The organism is Cupriavidus necator N-1 (assembly GCF_000219215.1).
Classification (GTDB): Bacteria; Pseudomonadota; Gammaproteobacteria; order Burkholderiales; family Burkholderiaceae; genus Cupriavidus; species Cupriavidus necator.
Genome location: NC_015723.1, coordinates 2,509,132 through 2,525,899, shown reverse-complemented (window position 1 = coordinate 2,525,899; position 16,768 = coordinate 2,509,132). Strand labels below are relative to the sequence as shown.

Genomic DNA, 16,768 nt, shown 5'->3' with positions numbered 1-16,768 from the left:
GGGTTGGCTACGGGTGTGGCCCGGGTCAGGCTTCGCTGAGGCGGCTGGCCGTGGTGCGGACCAGGCGGGCTGCGTATTCGTCGTTGGCGCGCTGCTCGCGGCGCGCGGCAACCTGGTCTTCCTTCGCTTCGGCGCGCGCGATCAGCGTGTCGAACGAGTTCAGGCGGCGCTTCTGGTGCTGCCAGTGGTTGCGCCCTGCCAGCAGGTCGGCCTCGGCCTTGGCCAGGGCCGCGCCCTGCTGGCGGATGGCATGGTCGAGCGAATCGAGAAAGCGCGAGAAATCCTGCCAGCGGCTCGAGGTCATGCCTTCGGCGGCCACCACCTGCATGCGCGCGCGGTACTCATGGCGGTACTCGGTGAGCTGGTTGAGCTGCTGCTCAGCCTGCGTGCGCAGTCCCTGCAGCCTGCCCAGCTCGCGCGCGGCGGCGTCGGTATCGTTCTGGGCGAGGTCAGCCAGCGTATTAAGCGGTGAATGCCTGGGCATGTTCACTCCTGTCGAAGAGGCTGTGAAGCTGGGCGATGGCGTCGTCGTAGCCGGCGCGCTCGTGGATGTCTTGCTGCAGGAAAGCTTCCATGCGCGGGTGCAGGCGCATCGCCAGGTCCAGCTCCGGGTCGTTGCCCGGCACGTAGGCACCCACGCTGATCAGGTCGCGGTTGCGCTGGTAGCGCGACATCAGCTGCTTGAAGCGGCGCACCGAGCCGAACTGGGCGGCCGGGATCAGCGCGGTCATGGCGCGGCTGATCGATGCTTCCACGTCGATGGCCGGGTAGTGGCCGGATTCGGCCAGGCTGCGCGACAGCACGATATGGCCGTCCAAGATGGCGCGCGCGGAATCGGCGATCGGGTCCTGCTGGTCGTCGCCTTCGGTCAGCACCGTGTAGAACGCGGTGATCGAGCCGCCGCCCTCGGGGCCATTGCCGGTGCGCTCGACCAGCGTCGGCAGCTTGGCAAAGACCGAGGGCGGGTAGCCCTTGGTGGCCGGCGGCTCGCCGATGGCCAGCGCGATCTCGCGCTGCGCCATGGCGTAGCGCGTCAGCGAGTCCATGATCAGCAGCACGTGCTGGCCCTGGTCGCGGAAATACTCGGCCAGCCGCGTCGCATAGGCGGCGCCCTGCATGCGCAGCAGCGGCGAGGTATCGGCCGGCGCGGCCACCACCACCGAACGTGCGCGGCCCTCGGGGCCAAGTATGTTCTCGATGAACTCCTTCACTTCGCGGCCGCGTTCGCCGATCAGGCCGACCACGATCACGTCGGCGCTGGTATAGCGCGCCATCATGCCGAGCAGCACGCTCTTGCCCACGCCCGAGCCCGCGAACAGCCCCATGCGCTGGCCGCGTCCGACGGTCAGCATGCCGTTGATGGCGCGCACGCCGGTATCGAGCACAGTCTCGATCGGCGCGCGCATCAGCGGGTTGATCTGCTCGCCGGCCAGCGGCACCTCCATGGCGGCGGTGATCGGGCCCAGCCCGTCGAGCGGACGGCCCGCGGCATCCAGCACGCGGCCCAGCAGGCCGGCGCCAACCGGCAGGCGCTTGGAGCCCTGCTCGCGCGGCGCGGTGATGCCGGCCGGCTGCGGCGATGGTTCCAGCGGATAGACGCGCGCGCCCGGCAGCAAGCCCACCACATCCGATTGCGGCATCAGGTAGAGCCGGTCGGCGCCAAAGCCCACCACTTCCGCTTCCGCGGTGCGCGGGGCATTGCTGTCGGTGGTGAACTGCCCGGCGGGCAGCTCGATCAGGCAGTCGCTGCCCACCGGCAGGCGCAGGCCCACGGCTTCCAGCACCAGGCCCGCGGCGCGCGTCAGACGGCCGCAGCTGCGCTTGCTGTCGAGCCCGGCGATGCCGGCCGCGGCGCTGTCCAGCGCGCCGATCCAGCGTTGCGCATGAGCCAGCGCGGAATCCGGCGCGGGCGTGGCTTGCTCGGCGGCATCAGGCATGTGGCGGCTCCCACGGATCGTCGCGGCCCAGCGCCTTGACCACGCGGGTCCAGCGCGTAGGCAGCGTGGCATCGCGCTCGCCGCTGGCGGCACTGGCGATGCAGCCGCCGCGCGCCACCGACGGATCGGCGCGCACGGTCCAGCCGGCGGCCGCCAGTTCGCCATGCAGGTGGGTTTCCACCAGCGCCACGTCGTCGGGATGCAGCAGCAGGCTGGGCGATCCGCACAGCGCTGGTTCGCTTGTCAGCAGCTCGCGTACGGCCGGCAGCAGCACTGCGGGGTCGTTTGCCAGGGCGGTGCGCACCAGCTGGCGCGCCACGTCCAGCGCCAGCGACACCAGCGCGCGCGCGACCTGGTCGTCCACGCCGCCGAGCGCGCTGCGGAAGTTGGTGGCCAGCGCCTGCAGCTGCGTGGCCTCGTTGCGTGCGGCTTCCAGGCCGCGGGCGTAGCCTTCGCGGTGGCCGTCGCCGTAGCCCTGGGTCTGCCCCTGGGTGTAGCCCTGGGCATAGCCTTCCTTGCGCGCGCCTTCGCGCATCGCGTCGAGCGCCTCGAAGTCGATCGGCGGCGGTGCGGGCTCGGATGGCATGGCGGCCAGGGCTTCGGGCGGCTCCATATCCCGGGGATCGAGCGAGCCCATCTGCCAGCGCTGCCAGCCGGCTGCGCCGCCACGCGCGCGGCGCGGGGGCTCGAACGGCGCAAAGCCGCCAGGATCGGCGGCCGCGCCGTTGCCGGCAAGGGAAGAGAGCGGGTCGCCGCGCGGCGTGCGGCGTGCGGCCTGGCCGCGCTCAGGGTTTGCCTCAGACATAGGCATCGTCGCCTCCGCCGATCTGCACTTCGCCCGCATCCGCCAGGCGTCTTACCACCTGCAGGATTGCCTTCTGCTCGGCCTCGACCTGCGACACGCGCACCGGGCCCAGCGCGTCCAGGTCCTCGCGCAGCATCTCGCCGGCGCGGGTGGACATATTGCGGATGAACTTGTCGCGCAGCTCCTGCGGCGCGCCCTTGAGCGCGACGATGAGCGACTCGGTGGCGATTTCCTTGAGCACGCGCTGGATGCCGCGGTCGTCGACCTCCAGCAGGTTCTCGAACAGGAACATCTCGTCGATGATCTTCTGCGCCAGGTCGCCGTCGTGCAGGCGCACGCCGTCGATGACGGCCTCTTCGTGCGCGGTGCTCATCAGGTTGATGATCTCGGCCGCGGTGCGCACGCCGCCCATGCGGCTGCGCTTCAGGCTCTGGCCCGCCAGCAGTTTGGTCAGCACGTCGGTCAGTTCCTGCAGCGCGCCCGGCTGCACGCCGCCGAAGGTGGCGATACGCAGGATCACGTCATTGCGCAGGCGGTCGGTGAACAGCGCCAGCACTTCGGAAGACTTCTGGCGGTCCAGGTGGATCAGGATGGTGGCGATGATCTGCGGGTGCTCGTCACGGATCAGCTCGGCAATGGCCGTGGCGTCCATCCAGTTCAGCGAATCGATGCCGCCGCCCGGATCGCGTGATTCCAGGATGTCTTCGATCACCGACTGGGCGCGTTCCTCGCCCAGCGCCTTGTTCAACACGCTGCGGATAAAGGCGTTGGAATCGACGTTCAGGGCCAGGTACTGCTCGGTCTCGGAGCGGAACTCGCCCAGCACCTCGGCCATTTCCTCGCGGGTGACCGAGCTGAGCGTGGCCATGGCCGAGCCCAGCTCCTGCACTTCACGCTGCGACAGGTGCTTGAACACCTCGGCCGCGGCATCCTCGCCGATCGCCATCATCAGGACGGCGCTCTTTTGCAGGCCAGATTCGGACATGCCCTTAGCGGTTGTCATTGGCAATCCAGTTCTTGATCACGCTGGCGACCAGGCGCGGGTCGCGCTGTGCGGCGTCGCGCACCAGCGCGAGGTCGCTTTCATACTTGGCGGCAAGCCGCAGGATTTCCGGGTTGGCGGGCTCGTCCGGCGGCAGCAGCACCGCCTCGGTCTCGTCCCTGGCTTCCGGCGCCGGCAGCGGCGGCGAGGTGTAGCGGCGCAGGATCGGGCGCGCCACCTTGAACCACACGAACAGCGCCAGCACTGCCAGCAGCAGGTAGCCCGCAAGGGTCTTGCCCAGCTCGATCATGTCGGGCTGCTTCCACAGCGGCACCTCGGGCGCGGCTTTCTCGCGCTCGGCGGTGAACGGGCTGTTGACCACGTTGATGGAGTCGCCGCGGTCGGCCGAGAAGCCCATCGCTTCCTTGGTCAGGTTCTCGATCTGCGCCAGCAGTGCCGGCGGCAGCGCTTCGGCCACGAGCTTGCCCTTGGCATCGGCCTGCTGGCGGTAGTTGACCACCACCGCCACCGACAGGCGGCGCACGCCGCCCGGTGCCTGCTGCACGTGGCGCACGGAGCGGTCCAGCTCGTAGTTGACGGTGGAGTCGCGCCGATTGCTGCTGGGGCCGCTGGAAGCCGTGGAATTGGCGCCCGGGGCCCCCTGGCCTGGCTGGGCAGCTTGCGCCGGCTGTCCGGGCTGCCCGGCAGCCGGAGCACCGGCCTGTCCCGGCGCCTGGCCCGCACGCGGCGTCTGCGGCGTGGTCACGGGCGCGGCGGCGGCGGCCGGCGGCTGGTTCGACAGCGCGCCGGGCACGCCGCCCGGCGGCGTGGCACCCTGCTGGGTCGATTCGCTGGTCTGCTGGCTGCGGATGGCCGAGCGGGTCGGGTCCTGATTCGGCTTGTAGCTCTCGTCGGTGTGCTCGACGATGGAAAAGTCCACGTCGGCGGTCACCTGCGCGCGCACGTTGTCCTTGCCGACGATCGGCGTCAGGATCGCTTCGATGCGCTTCAGGTAATTTTGCTCCAGCGCCTGGACGTACTTGAGCTGGGTCGCGTCGAGCATGCGCTCGTTGCCGGTGTTCGACAGCAGGTTGCCGTGCTGGTCGACGATCGAGATCGACTTGGGCGTCAGCTCCGGCACGCTGGACGACACCAGGTGGCCGATGGCCGCGACCTGGCCTTCATCGACGGCGCGGCCCGGGTACAGCTGCAGCACGATCGACGCGGTCGGCTTCTGGCGCTCGCGCACGAACAGCGTCGGCTTGGGGATGGCCAGATGCACGCGGGCGGACTGCACCGCGGCGATGGATTCGATCGAACGCGCCAACTCGCCTTCCAGTCCGCGCTGGTAGTTGACCTGCTCGGCAAACTGGCTGATGCCGAACTTCTGGTTGTCCATCAGCTCCATGCCGGCGGTGCCGCTCTTGGGCAGGCCCTGCGATGCCAGGCGCAGGCGGGTCTCATGCACCTTCTCGGCCGGCACCATCACCGCACCGCCGCCTTCGGCGAACTTGTAAGGCACGTTCATCTGCTGCAGCGACTGCAGCACCGCGCCGCCGTCGCGCTCGGAGAGGTTGCTGTACAGCACCTTGTAGTCCGGGCTGCGCGACCACAGCACGCCCACCGCGATGGCCGCGGCCAAGGCTGCGCCGCCCAGCATCAGCGGCAGCTTCGGGTTGGCCTTCAGGCGCTCGAGCACTTCTGCCGGGCGCCCGGGCAGTGCCACGGCCGCGGTCATGCGCGTGCTCCGGATCCGGCGCCGCGATGCTCGCGACGGCACGGGCGATGCTGACCGCCTTGGTCGTCGGCGCGGCTCACGGCACGGCTCACATTACGCTGCAGAGAAAACACGCGTACTCCCGAATCGATGGTTGTCTGGTGATTTCCGGAGCCAGCACGGGACGACAGCCCGCGCTCTTCCGGCACGGTGGCAATGATCGGCCAGACTTGAGCGCGACAATCCGGCGAACAGACGCGGTTTTTTGTCCGATTTCGGCCCATGGGAGAGCGGAGGCGGCGGGTACTCTGCGGGGGCTGAAACTGGCTGCGAACCGCCTGAGGCCCGCCTGCCGGTAGGCCGTTATGTGATGCAAGGGCGCGCCACAAGACGAACTCTGCCGGTGGACCGGCATACGACGAGCCAAATGACCACTATCTCTTCCATCGAGGGCATGCTGCAGCAACTGCGCGGGATGTCCCAGGTTGCCTCGGGCAACAGTGCCAGCCAGTCCGCCGCGCCGGTCGGCGGCGGCTTTGCCGGCGAGCTGCAGCGTTCGCTGGGGCGCATCAACGCCGCGCAGGAGCGTGCCTACGGCCATGCCGAGGCATTCGAGCTGGGCAAGCCCGGCGTGGCCCTCAATGACGTGATGATCGATCTGCAGAAGGCCAATGTGTCGTTCCAGACCGGGGTGCAGGTGCGGAACCGGCTGGTGGCGGCATACCAGGAAATGATGAATATGGCGGTGTAAGCCTACCGGCCTGCCCAGAAAGCAAAGAGCCCCTGGCGCGCGCAAGCGGTCAGGGGCTCTTGTCGTCCGGGTCAGGTCTGCGCTTCAGCGCCTGCGTCCATGCCCGCTTCAAGGTGGTAGATCCACGCCAGCAGTTCTGCCACGGCCACATAGAGCTGCGGCGGCACGTGGCTGTCCAGGTCGACCTGCATCAGCAAGTTCACCAGGGTGGGCGAATCGTGGATATAGACGCCCGCTTCGCGCGCGCGGGCGATGATGGCTTCGGCCACCACGCCATAGCCCTTGGCGACTACGCGCGGGGCCTTGTCGCTGTGCTGGTAGGACAGCGCGATCGCCGTGCCGCGGTCTTGCGCCGCTTCGCTCATCGCGCCTCTCCTTCTGTCATGTTGTCCTGGGTCTGCACGCTCAGGCGCTGCAGCACGATGCCCTGCGCCTCCAGCTGGTTGCGCAGCAGCGGCCGTGCCGCGATGAAACGCGCCGCGACATCGGTCTCGGGCGTTGCCACGCGGGCATCGAGCCCTACCGGTCCCAGTGTCAGCACCGCTTCGACGATGCCGAGGCTCGGCAATTGCAGCCGCAGGCGGCTGGACCATGGCCGGGCGTTGTCGTCATGGGCCTGCGCCGCGCCATCCGCATCGGGGCGCAGCAACTCCCACTCCATCGGCACGCCGGGCCAGGCTTCGCCGGCAAAGCGGAACTGCTGCGTGGCGAGCAGTTCCAGCTGCTGGCGGACCACGCCTTCGGTAGCCGGATGGATGGCCGGGCCGGCTGCCGCGGCCTGCCGGCCGGCGTCCGCCGAGGCGATGTCCGGCAGGCCCGCGGCGGCGCGCGCCGCGTGCGGGGCGAGGCTGTCCGGCGCAACAGTGCGCGCGCCAGCCTCCGCGGTAGTCTGGTAGGCCTGCCTGGCCAGCGCCGCGGCGGACTGGCGCTGGGTCCCGGGTTCGGCAGCGGCTTCGCGGCTGTAAGCCGCCGTGGTGGCGGTGCCTTGCCGCAGCGCCTGTTCCGCGGCCGCATGGCTGTGGGCCACGCGCGGATTGCCGGCCGAAGCCAGCGCTTCAGCCAGCACCTGCGAGGCCGGAATCAGCGGCGGCGCCGAGGGCCGCGCCGGCTCCGCCGCTGCGGCACCGCCGGCATAGGTCAGCAGCGCAGACGGCAGCGTTGTTGCTGCGGCCTGCGCAGTGCCACCTGGGGCAGCCGCTCGGGCCGGCACCGGTACTTGCGCCTGCGGCTCCTGGCGGATGCCGGACAACGCGCGCGCCCCGGCAACCCACTGCGCCAGGTGTGATTCGTAGAACAGGCCGCTCTGCCCGACCGTGTTGGCAAAGGCCGCCGCGGCGGCCTGCGCGGACGCTGGCGTGGGCGCGGCGGCCAGCAGCGGGCCGGCGCTGCGAACCGGCTGGGCCTCAGTGCCGTCCATCACCGCAAGGATGGCGCGCGCCGCCGCGCTCAGCGATTCCTGCGTCGAAGTGCCCGGCAGCAACGCAGCCTGGCCCGCCAAGGCGTTGGGGCCGGTGGCCTGCTGGCTGTGGCGGATCGCCTGGCCAGTGGAGTTCTGGACATTCGACTCGGTGGCCTCGGGCACGGGCTGCAGCGCCGCCAGCTTGTCGATGGCAAGCGCGGTGCGCAGCGGTTGTGGGTCCGGGGCCTGACCGGGTGCCAGGCCTGGAGGCAGATGGATGCCGGTCATACGGGTCGCTTGAATGCAGACGGCGGGCTTTCCGGCCCGCCGCAGGGAGCAGTGCAGCGGTCAGGCTGCGTCAGGCCGTGGCGCCATAGGCGGCGGATAGTTCGAACTGGCGGCGCGAGCTGGTCAGCATGTCGCCGAGCTTCTTCAGCTGCGGCATGGCCAGGTCACGGATGCGGGCGTCGTACGTGAGGATGCGGTCCAGCAACTGGTAGCGGCGCATGCGTTCCGCATCGGAAAACGGTGCCTCGTGGTCCATCTGGCGCAGGCGATCCACCTGGGCCAGGTAGCCCTGCTGCAGCTTGGCTACGGTGTCCCAGTCAGCTGCCTGGGCGGCCTCGTGCATGCGTGCGGACAGCGCGAGGATTTCCTCGTAGCAGTCCACGATCGGGGAAAACTTGGGAAGGGAAGCCATGTCAGTTGTCCTGCAAGGCGGGTTGCTGATCCGCGGCCGCGGCCGTGTCGTCGATCTGCGCCCAGGCCGAAGCCAGGCTTTCGAGCAGCGTGTCGACCTCGGCCAGCAGCGCTGCGTCGCTGCGCAGGTTGGCCAGCATCAGCCGGCGCACCATGTACTCGTACAGGGATTCGAGGTTGGCGGAGATCTCGCCGCCAGCCTCATGGTCGAGCACGGCGCGCAGGCCGTTGTCGATGATGTCGATGGCCTTGGAGATGGCGTTGCCGCGTTCGGCAATACTGCCGCCTTCCAGGTGGAACTTCGCCCGCGCAATCGCCGCGCGCGCGCCGTCGTACAGCAGGGTGATCAGCTTGTGCGGACTGGCGCTCATGGCACCGGTCTGGACGCCGACCTGGGCGTAGGCATTGGCGGATGCGCGGGCGAACATGGTTGGGTTCCTTCAGGCTGTGGGATGCGGCGGGACGGTTACTTTTTGGCGCTGTTGTTCAGCGCATTGAACTGCTGCGTCAGGTAGCTGCTTGTGCGGTTCATCTGCGCGACCACCAGGTCCAGTTGCGTGAACTGGGCCTTGTATCGAGCAACCGTGGCAGTAACGCGGTCCTGGACGCGGTCATAGTCGTCTTCCAGGTCCTTCAGCGTCTTGGTGATGCCATCCTGAGCCACCTTCAGCGCGCCATCGGTCTTGCTCAGGCCCTCGATATAGGTGCTGGCGCGCTTGCCGATTCCGCCGTCGCCGGTGGTGCTGGAAAACAGGGACGTGACGCGGCCCAGGTTGTCGTTTATCGCCTTGGTCAGCTTGGTGTCGTCCAGCTTCATCGTGCCGTCTTTGTCGAAACTGATGCCGACGTCGATCAGCGTGATCGTGCCGCCGTTGCCGTCATCCATGGCGCCGCCCAGCATCGACCGCAGGCCGGACTGGATCGTGCGCAGCGTGCCGTCGCCGGTCAATGCCGCGGACGTACCGGCCTTGGTATCGAATGCCGTCAGCGACTTGGCGGAACTCTGAATGTTGTTGTAGGCGGTGACAAAAGCCTGGACGGCGGCCTTGATTGCGACGTTGTCACGGGTCACCACCAGCGATGTCGTGCCTGGCTTGACAAGGTTCATGGTCACGCCCTGCGCTGCGTCCACCACTGAATTGCTCTGGCTGACCACGTCGATGCCGTTGATCTTCAGCGTCGCATTGGCAGGCGGCACCTTCTGTTCCATCTTGTTGGCGGCGGGCGCCGCGGCCGGGTCGAACGCAACCACGCTGTTCAGTGCAGCATCGGTCGACGACACGCGCATGGTGGCTTGCGTTCCGGTCTTGTCCGACGTCAATACCAGGCGGTATGGGCTGGCGCTGCCGTCATTGACGATGCTGGCGGTCACCCCGATGCCGGCCTTGTTGATGGCATCGCGCATCCCTTCGAGGGAAGAATCCGCGGGGATGGTGACCTTCTTGGTGGTAGTGGCGGCGCCGCCGGTGGCCAGCGCTTCGCCGAAGTCGAACACGAGCTCGCCGCCGCCGATCGCGGCCTTCTGGTCGGCAACGTTGCTGCTCACCAGCGACTGCGCGGTGGCCAGCGTGTTGACAGTAATGCTGTAGCTGCCAGGCACGGCGTTGGCAGCGGTGGTGACGGTCATCACGTCCGTGTTGCCGACGCTGGCCTTTACGGCGCCGAAGGTGGCAGCATCGGACAGCTTCTTCGCCGCGCCCTGGTAGGCATCCAGCACGCTCTGCACCTGACTGTAGGCCGACAACTTGGTCTGGTAGCTCTTGGCCTGCGCATTGATGGCGTCAAGCGGTGCCTGCTCGGCCTTCTGCAGCTGGTCCAGCAGATCGCTCAGTTGCAGGTTGGAACCGATGCCGATGGAGGAGATCGTTGCCATATTATTGTCTCGTCTTCAACTGATATTCAGGGCTCAGGCCGCGTGGTTGATGAACAACCCCTGCAGCTTGTCGATGGCGCGGGCAATGCGCAGCACCTCTTCGGTGGGCATCTGCCGGATCAGGTCGCCGGTTTCCTTGTCGATCACCTTGGTGACGACGCGGTGCGTGGTGTCGTCGATCTCGAAGCGCAGGCCGATGGTGGTGGTCTTGAGCGCGTCGACCAGCTCGCCGATGGCGGCGCTGGTTTCCAATCCCTGGGCGGCTACTGTGTGGTCGCTGGCCACGGCACGATCCTGTCGCTGCGTAGCCTGGCTGGCCATGGTGGTGGCGCCGCCAGACGGCATGGCAACGGCTAAGCCTTCGGCTGGCATCCGCACGGTAAAGGGGTTCACTGTCGGGGAAGGCGCCATCGAATACTCCGTCCGGGTTGGCAGGGCTCAGTTCCAGGAGAAACGCTTTGCAGGCAGTCGGGCTGCCTGCGAAATGCTCCTCGGGCAAGAAGGCCGGGCCTTGCGGCCCAGCCTTCTTGCGCGTTTCGCCGACGCGATTAACGCAGCAGCGACAGCACGCCTTGGGTGGTCTGGTTGGCTTGCGCCAGGACCGACGTACCAGCCTGTTGCAGGATGTTCGCGCGGGTCATGTTCGACACTTCCGTTGCGTAGTCAGCGTCCTGGATGCGCGAGCGCGACGAGGACAGGTTGGTCACGGTGGTGCCCAGGTTCGAGATGACGGAGTCAAAACGGTTCTGGACAGCACCCAGCGAGCTGCGCAGGTCGTCAACTTGCTTCAGCGCGGCGTCGATCTTCTTCAGCGCGTTGCCGGTGGGAACGCCCGTGAACTCGGCCGTGGGGGTGGCGCCGCTCAGGGAGATCGTGCCAACGGCCACGTTGAGGGTGCCGGCGGCACCGCCGTCGGCCAGGGTACCGGCAGCGACGTAGTTCTTGCCCTGGACGGTGACGTAGCCCGTGGCTACGCCTGCAGCATTGTTGGCAACGCGCACAACCTGGTCTTGCAGCGTGACGGGGCCGGCGATGCCATTGGCGGTGTCGTCGAATGCGACATCAGCTTCGTTGAGCTTTACGGCGCCGGTGGCACGATCAACCGAAGCTGCAAAGTAGTCGTCACCAGCCTTCACGACGAACTGGCCGGAGTTCGCGCCGGCAGCCGTCTTGACTTCGTGCAGTTCGAGGTCCGCTGCGGCGAAGGTCTTGCCGGTTGCGGCGTTGATCTTGGTGACGTCGCCTGCAGCGAAGCTCACGTTGAACGAACCGGTACCAGCGGCAGCGTTGATCGTGGTGATCTTCGGGCCGACGTCCAGCGAGTTCTTGGCCACCGAGAAGCCGCTCAGGCCCAGCGTGGTCCTGTCGATCTGCTTCAGATCGATGGAGATGGTTTCGCCGTCGTTGGCGCCAACCTGGACGGACAGCTTGTTGCTGCCGGCCAGAACCTTGACGCCGTTGAAGTCGGTCTGTTGCGACGTACGGTCGATTTCAGACAGGCGCTGGTTGATTTCATCCTGAATCGACTTCAGGTCAGACGACGAGTTCGAACCCGTGGCCGCCTGGACCGACAGTTCACGAATACGTTGCAGGTTGTTGTTGACTTCGGTCAGCGCGCCTTCCGTCGTTTGTGCCAGCGAGATGCCGTCGTTGGCGTTGCGCTGGGCTTGCGTTAGGCCGCGGATGTTCGAGGTAAAGCGGTTGGCGATGGCCTGGCCGGCGGCGTCGTCCTTGGCGCTGTTGATGCGCAGGCCCGACGACAGGCGCTGGATCGCCGTGTTCAGCGACGATTGCGACGTGTTCATGTTGTTCTGAGTCATCAGAGACAACGAATTGGTGTTAATGACTTGCGCCATGGTACGACTCCTATATGCAAAGTTTTGGGCATTCCGGCTAGTGCCGTAACGTTGGCGGCCTGCTTTGCAGGGCGTAGAGTGCCTCCGTTGCTTGGGTTATCGACCGGGCAAGGGAAAGGTTTAGAGTGATCTCCGCGATAGTTTCGCGTGGTGCCGGCAGGGCGGGCGGAGACGCCGCGCGGCAAGGGGCGGCGGGGCGGGAAGGCGTGCGGGGCGGGCGTTGGCCTAGCGGCGCTTGCGGGTGCGGGGAATGTAGATCGGCAGGAAGTCCGGCGCCGGGGCCGGATCCGGTGCCACCACCGGCGCGTCCGGCGCATTGGCCAGCGTGACCAGGCAGATGGCTCGCTTGTAGACCACCGTGGGCCGGATGTCGTCCGGCTGCCGGCCAAGCAGCACCACGTAGTCGTCCGACGCCAGCACGAGGCCCTGCAGTCGCGCGCCGTTGGACAGGTGGACGATCACAGGCGCCTGGCTGGTGTTGTATGCAGCAAATTGCTGGTGCTGCAGTTGCTTTCGGCTCGGTGACCTGGGCCGGGTTTCCTTCTTCTTCACAACGACTCCGGAAGAGCCCACTAGGGTTCTGGCGGCTGATAATGGTCCGTTGGCCGGCGCGTTGGGGTGCGGTGCGGCCAGGGCGGCAGGGGAAACATCCGCTCTCGGTAGCTGCGGCGTCGCCGGTTGGTGCTGCCAGAAGAGAAGGGGAATACTTCGGGGCTGAGAGTAACAAAGTTCTACAAGCGTTGACGAACCGCGCGCCAATTCGGATCTAGAGTCCTCGTTCTATAAAAGGTGTTGCTCTCGAAGCCGGGATATTGTAGCCGATTGTGCGCTGCCGCATGCTGCGGCCAGGGCGGGTGGCCGGCAGGCCCGGTGTGGACGGGGCCCGTGAGGAAATTGCCAGCCCATGCGAAAAATGCCCTGATGTAGCGTCAGGGCCCAAATCATCAAAAGTGCGCAAACGACCTCATATCGTCATGAGGGAATCCCCTGATAGAAACGGGATTTACACCTCATGTAAGCGCGTTTATATTCTTGGCAAGAGCCTTTCGGCTCGAGCAGTCCTGGAAAGCCTACGAGCACCCCGCGCGTAGGCTTCTTTTTTGCCTGCGTCGTTTGAATCGCGCTCTGTGGCGCTGTGGCTGGTGCGGCTGGTAAATCCGACCGGCCGTTCGGAATGCCGAGGCAGATTTAACGCCACTTTCGCGGCGCGCAATCCTCCGAAATGCGAGGGTTTTTGCCGCCAATTCTCATTTCCCTTCAAGAAGTGTCCGCTGAACGCCGATAGCCGGCGCGGCCCTCAGCCGGCCGTGGTGGCGGTGCCGCGGGCCACGCGCCGCCGTGCACGCGCTGCCAGGCCGGCGCCCAGCACCCAGCGAAGCGCCGGTGCCAGCACATGCATGCCCGCGAGTGCGGCCGGGCGCCGTATCGAAGGGCCGTCCAGGTCGAGCTGGTGCCGTGCCCACGGCGGCAGCAGGGCGATGCCCGCGTCGGCCATGATGCGCACCGCCGGCTGCAGCAGCGGGTTGGCCACCGGCACCTTCCGCACCAGCCGCACCACTTCGCTGGTGCGTTCGCTGGCCAGCAGCGCAGGCCGCATGGCCTCAAGGTAGGCCGTGACTTCAGCGCGCGAGCGCGGCACGTCGGCCGCGCCCAGCATCTCGGCGATGCGCGCGACCTCGTCGTAGTAGCGATCCTGCTCGGCGCTGCCCAGTGGCCCTACATAGCGCAGGTAGCCAGCCAGGAAGCTCGAGACCTCGGCCACGTGCACCCACGTCAGCAACGCCGGATCGGAGGCTGCATAGTGCCGCCCGTCCGGGGCCACGCCAACCACGCCGGCATGGATGCGCCGTACGCGCCCGATCAGCGCCATGGCATCGGCACGGCTGCCGTAGGTGGTGCCCGCGATGAACTGCGCGGTGCGCCCCAGGCGCCCCTGCATGTCGGTGCGAAAGCTGGAGTGGTCCCAGACCCCGGCCAGCGCCAGCGGATGCAGCGTCTGCAGCAGCAGCGCGCTGACGCCGCCCGCGAGCATTGCCGGAAAGTCGGCATGCACGCGCCAGCAGACCGCGTCGGGCCCGAACAGGCCGGGATCGCCCGGCGGGTTGTCGTAGTCGAGGGTCAGGCCGGAATTGCTGCGGGTCAGCGCGCGCACGTGCGCGCCGGCGCGCTCACGCAGCCTGGTGGAGAGATGGTTCAGCGGGCCGCGTCGTGGCTGCGCAGAGCGGCCGGCGGCGGGGTCGGTAAAGCTGGACAAGGCAGGTGGTGCCTGGATGGGGAAGTTAGGGCCAGCATACACGGGATGTGGGACGATGTGCGCGGGGTCACGCCGCTGCGGTTGCCGAAAAAAGGGCCGGAGCCCCCTCGCGGGAGTCCCGGCCTGCCAATCTCCGGCGTATGCCCCTGCGGCCGCACCGCATGTTGCGGCCGCACATACCCGGAAAGCTGCCTGTTTTCGTGGCTGGCGCGGATTACGGCTGGCGTTGTCCGCCTTGCTGACCACCCTGTTGCCCGCCCTGGCCGCTTTGCTGGCCGCTGCGTTGGCCACTTTGCTGGCCCGGTTGCGAGCTGCCGCGATCCTGCTGCTGTTGTTGGTCCTGCTTGCGGTCCTGGTTACCCATCTGACCGCCGCCTTGTTGTTGTCCCGGCTGTTGCTGGCTGCCGCGTTGGCCAGATTGTTCCTGCTGCTTCTGATCCTGCGGCTTCTGGCCCGACTGCGATTGACCCGGCTGTTGCTGCTGTCCCATTGCTAGCTCCTTGACGCGGCGAACTGCCGCATTCCCTGATTCGCAATCGCCATGCCATGCATGGAAGGACCCGGGTGCCGCCGGCATCGGCGCTATAGCGCGCGATGCAGCACACCGTGCGGCGGGCGCTTTTACAACGGGCGGCCCGATTTACACACCCTGGGCCCCGTCAGGGACGCCTGGCGCGGCCTGGCCGGCAGGTATGGAGCTTGCTGAAAAATGGCTTACCAGTGGTTCCGCGTGCCAGGCAAGGCACGGCAGCGGATGCGCTGGTGACCCGAACAGGAGGCAGCCATGCGTTTTTCCCGAATCCCCGCGCGCACGGTGCGGATGGTCTGTGTTGCTGCGGCGCTGGCGGCGGCCGGCAGCGCGCTGGCGCTCGACAAGAGCGGCCTGATCTTGGTTGCGGCGGACAATACCCCTGCGGCGCCCGTCAATTCCGCGCCGGGCATGCCCGGCCGTGCCGACCCTGACCGGGGCGCCGCCTCGGACATGAGCGTCGACAAGACCAAGCGCGCCGTCGAGGACAGCGCCATCACCACCAAGATCAAGACCAAGCTGCTCACGACCAAGGACCTCAAGTCCACCGCCATCCATGTGAAGACCCAGCAGGGCACGGTCGACGTGAGCGGCACGGTGCCGAGCCAGCAGCAGCACGACATGGCGCTGGACGCGATCCGCAGCGTCGAGGGCGTGACGTCGGTCAATGACAACCTGAAGGTGTCGTCGCGCTGAGACATTGCTCCCTCTCCTGCAAGCGGGAGAGGGAGAACCCCATCGGGATTTGGCGAACCGCAGCGCCGGCCTAAGCCGCGTGCTTCCTGCGCGTAGTGCCTGCACTCTTGCGCGCGGCCGGCGCGTGCGACTCGCGCTTGGCCGGTGCGCGCTTGGTCTTGGCGGCAGTGCTGGCGCGCTTGGCAGGCGGGGTCGCAGCCCGCTTTGCAGCGGGCTGCTTACTGGCGGCGGCATGCCGCGCAGGGGTCTTGCGGCGCGCGGGCGCGGCGCCTTCCTTGTCTTCCTTGCCGCGCTGGCCCAGGCTCTGGCGCAGCAGCGCCACCATGTCGATGACCTTGGCGCCCTGGCGCGGCGCTTCTTCCTCTGCCGCAGGCGGGGTCAGCTGGTGGGTCTTGCCGGAATCGATCTTTTCTTCGATGCGCGCCATCAGGTCGTCACGATAGCTGTCGCGGTACTGTTCCGGCTCCCAGTCTTCGCTCATGTCGTCGACCAGCTTGGTGGCCATCTCGATCTCGCGCGCGTGCGCGCCGGTGGGTTTGCCGGTGGCTGCCTTGGGCAGGCGCAGTTCAGAGATGGGCAGCACCTCGTCGGCAAAGCGCATAGTGTTGAGCACCAGCGCGTCGCCGTGCACCAGCATCGCGGCCAGGTGCTGGCGGGCGCGCAGCACCACCAGCGCCAGCGCGGCACGCCCGGTGCGGCGCATGGTTTCATGCAGCAGCGCGTAGCCGCGCTCGCCGCGCTTGTCGGGCTCGAGGTAGTAGGGCGTATCGAAGTAGTACGGCGGGATGCTCTGCGCGTCGACAAAGCTGACGATATCCACCGTCTGCGTGGCCTCGACATTGGCCTGGCGGAAGTCTTCCTCGTTCAGCAGCACGTATTCGTCCTTGGCGTACTGGTAGCCCTTGACGATATGTTCCTTGTCGACCGGCTTGCCGGTGCTCTTGTTGATGCGCTGGTAGCCCACCGGCGCCATGTCGCGCACGTCCAGCAGGTCCAGGTCCAGCGTCTGGCTGCGCGACGCGGGCCGCAATACCACCGGGATGTTGACCAGGCCAAAGGTTATGGCGCCTTTCCAGATGATGCGTGACACGTGACGGCTCCTTTGCCAGCCGCACGGGCACGTTGCGGCGGCGGTGGCGGCAGATCGCCCGGAGGCGGATCTGCCACCGGTTCGGGCGGGCCCGGCGGAGGTTCCGGCGGCGGGGTTTCAGGCTTGCGCTGCGGGATGTCGGGGTCGGGCGTGGTATGCACGGAGCTTCCTTGTTCAAGG

At 67.5% G+C, this 16,768-nt stretch carries 18 protein-coding genes; 3 read left to right on the top strand and 15 right to left on the bottom strand.

The genetic code is table 11. The features are described from left to right. Positions 1 to 25: 25 nt before the first annotated feature. The 5 genes from fliJ to fliF are packed head-to-tail and all read right to left on the bottom strand — an operon-like array spanning position 26 to position 5,462. Positions 26 to 484: a flagellar export protein FliJ gene (fliJ, locus tag CNE_RS29475; RefSeq protein ID WP_013953957.1), complete on the bottom strand. Its 459-nt coding sequence runs from the start codon at positions 482 to 484 to the stop codon at positions 26 to 28. Further along, entirely contained in the window at positions 462 to 1,937 is a 1,476-nt protein-coding gene (gene fliI, locus CNE_RS29470) for a flagellar protein export ATPase FliI (protein WP_013953956.1), read from the bottom strand. The genes fliJ and fliI overlap by 23 nt, the downstream gene beginning before the upstream one ends. Further along, positions 1,930 to 2,748 carry a flagellar assembly protein FliH gene (gene fliH / locus CNE_RS29465; protein WP_013953955.1) on the bottom strand — a complete coding sequence of 273 codons (819 nt, stop codon included), beginning with the start codon at positions 2,746 to 2,748 and terminating at the stop codon, positions 1,930 to 1,932. The genes fliI and fliH overlap by 8 nt, the downstream gene beginning before the upstream one ends. After that, a complete protein-coding gene (fliG, locus tag CNE_RS29460) occupies positions 2,735 to 3,745 on the bottom strand; it encodes a flagellar motor switch protein FliG (RefSeq protein WP_013953954.1) in 1,011 nt (336 codons plus the stop codon). Before fliG ends, fliH begins: the two co-directional genes overlap by 14 nt. After that, on the bottom strand, positions 3,732 to 5,462 hold the full coding sequence (fliF, locus tag CNE_RS29455) for a flagellar basal-body MS-ring/collar protein FliF (RefSeq protein WP_013953953.1): 1,731 nt from the start codon (positions 5,460 to 5,462) through the stop codon (positions 3,732 to 3,734). Before fliF ends, fliG begins: the two co-directional genes overlap by 14 nt. A 406-nt stretch (positions 5,463 to 5,868) precedes the next feature. Here fliF and fliE point away from each other — a divergent pair, with 406 nt between their 5' ends. Next, positions 5,869 to 6,192, top strand: a complete 324-nt coding sequence (fliE, locus tag CNE_RS29450; protein WP_041228734.1) for a flagellar hook-basal body complex protein FliE — start codon at positions 5,869 to 5,871, stop codon at positions 6,190 to 6,192. Between the two features lie 71 nt (positions 6,193 to 6,263). On the opposite strand, the gene CNE_RS29445 is transcribed toward fliE, so the two are convergent. The 9 genes from CNE_RS29445 to CNE_RS29405 form a co-directional block, all read right to left on the bottom strand. Next, positions 6,264 to 6,557 (bottom strand): EscU/YscU/HrcU family type III secretion system export apparatus switch protein, encoded by a 294-nt coding sequence (locus CNE_RS29445; protein WP_013953951.1) that lies wholly within the window; start codon positions 6,555 to 6,557, stop codon positions 6,264 to 6,266. Beyond that, positions 6,554 to 7,879 (bottom strand): flagellar hook-length control protein FliK, encoded by a 1,326-nt coding sequence (gene fliK / locus CNE_RS29440; RefSeq protein WP_013953950.1) that lies wholly within the window; start codon positions 7,877 to 7,879, stop codon positions 6,554 to 6,556. Before fliK ends, CNE_RS29445 begins: the two co-directional genes overlap by 4 nt. A 70-nt stretch (positions 7,880 to 7,949) precedes the next feature. Beyond that, entirely contained in the window at positions 7,950 to 8,291 is a 342-nt protein-coding gene (locus CNE_RS29435; protein WP_013953949.1) for a flagellar protein FliT, read from the bottom strand. Position 8,292: 1 nt separating this feature from the next. After that, positions 8,293 to 8,718 carry a flagellar export chaperone FliS gene (gene fliS / locus CNE_RS29430; protein WP_013953948.1) on the bottom strand — a complete coding sequence of 142 codons (426 nt, stop codon included), beginning with the start codon at positions 8,716 to 8,718 and terminating at the stop codon, positions 8,293 to 8,295. Positions 8,719 to 8,756: 38 nt separating this feature from the next. Continuing rightward, positions 8,757 to 10,163, bottom strand: coding sequence for a flagellar filament capping protein FliD (fliD, locus tag CNE_RS29425; RefSeq protein WP_013953947.1), 1,407 nt, complete (start codon positions 10,161 to 10,163; stop codon positions 8,757 to 8,759). Positions 10,164 to 10,196: 33 nt separating this feature from the next. Beyond that, complete coding sequence (locus tag CNE_RS29420) at positions 10,197 to 10,574, bottom strand: flagellar protein FlaG (RefSeq protein ID WP_013953946.1); 378 nt, start codon at positions 10,572 to 10,574, stop codon at positions 10,197 to 10,199. Positions 10,575 to 10,711: 137 nt separating this feature from the next. Further along, the gene (locus CNE_RS29415; protein WP_010810679.1) at positions 10,712 to 12,019 is read right to left on the bottom strand and encodes a flagellin FliC; all 1,308 of its coding nucleotides are present in this window, start codon (positions 12,017 to 12,019) and stop codon (positions 10,712 to 10,714) included. Positions 12,020 to 12,244: 225 nt separating this feature from the next. Then, positions 12,245 to 12,571, bottom strand: a complete 327-nt coding sequence (locus CNE_RS29410; protein ID WP_013953945.1) for an RNA chaperone Hfq — start codon at positions 12,569 to 12,571, stop codon at positions 12,245 to 12,247. A 745-nt stretch (positions 12,572 to 13,316) separates the two neighbouring features. Continuing rightward, the gene (locus CNE_RS29405; protein WP_404997170.1) at positions 13,317 to 14,273 is read right to left on the bottom strand and encodes an oxygenase MpaB family protein; all 957 of its coding nucleotides are present in this window, start codon (positions 14,271 to 14,273) and stop codon (positions 13,317 to 13,319) included. A 235-nt stretch (positions 14,274 to 14,508) separates the two neighbouring features. Between CNE_RS29405 and CNE_RS29400 the strand changes: the two genes are divergently transcribed. Further along, positions 14,509 to 14,769 carry a hypothetical protein gene (locus CNE_RS29400; protein WP_013953943.1) on the top strand — a complete coding sequence of 87 codons (261 nt, stop codon included), beginning with the start codon at positions 14,509 to 14,511 and terminating at the stop codon, positions 14,767 to 14,769. Between the two features lie 288 nt (positions 14,770 to 15,057). Next, positions 15,058 to 15,498 (top strand): BON domain-containing protein, encoded by a 441-nt coding sequence (locus tag CNE_RS29395; protein WP_013953942.1) that lies wholly within the window; start codon positions 15,058 to 15,060, stop codon positions 15,496 to 15,498. A gap of 70 nt (positions 15,499 to 15,568) precedes the next feature. On the opposite strand, the gene ku is transcribed toward CNE_RS29395, so the two are convergent. After that, positions 15,569 to 16,588, bottom strand: a complete 1,020-nt coding sequence (ku, locus tag CNE_RS29390; RefSeq protein WP_013953941.1) for a non-homologous end joining protein Ku — start codon at positions 16,586 to 16,588, stop codon at positions 15,569 to 15,571. Positions 16,589 to 16,768 lie beyond the last annotated feature (180 nt).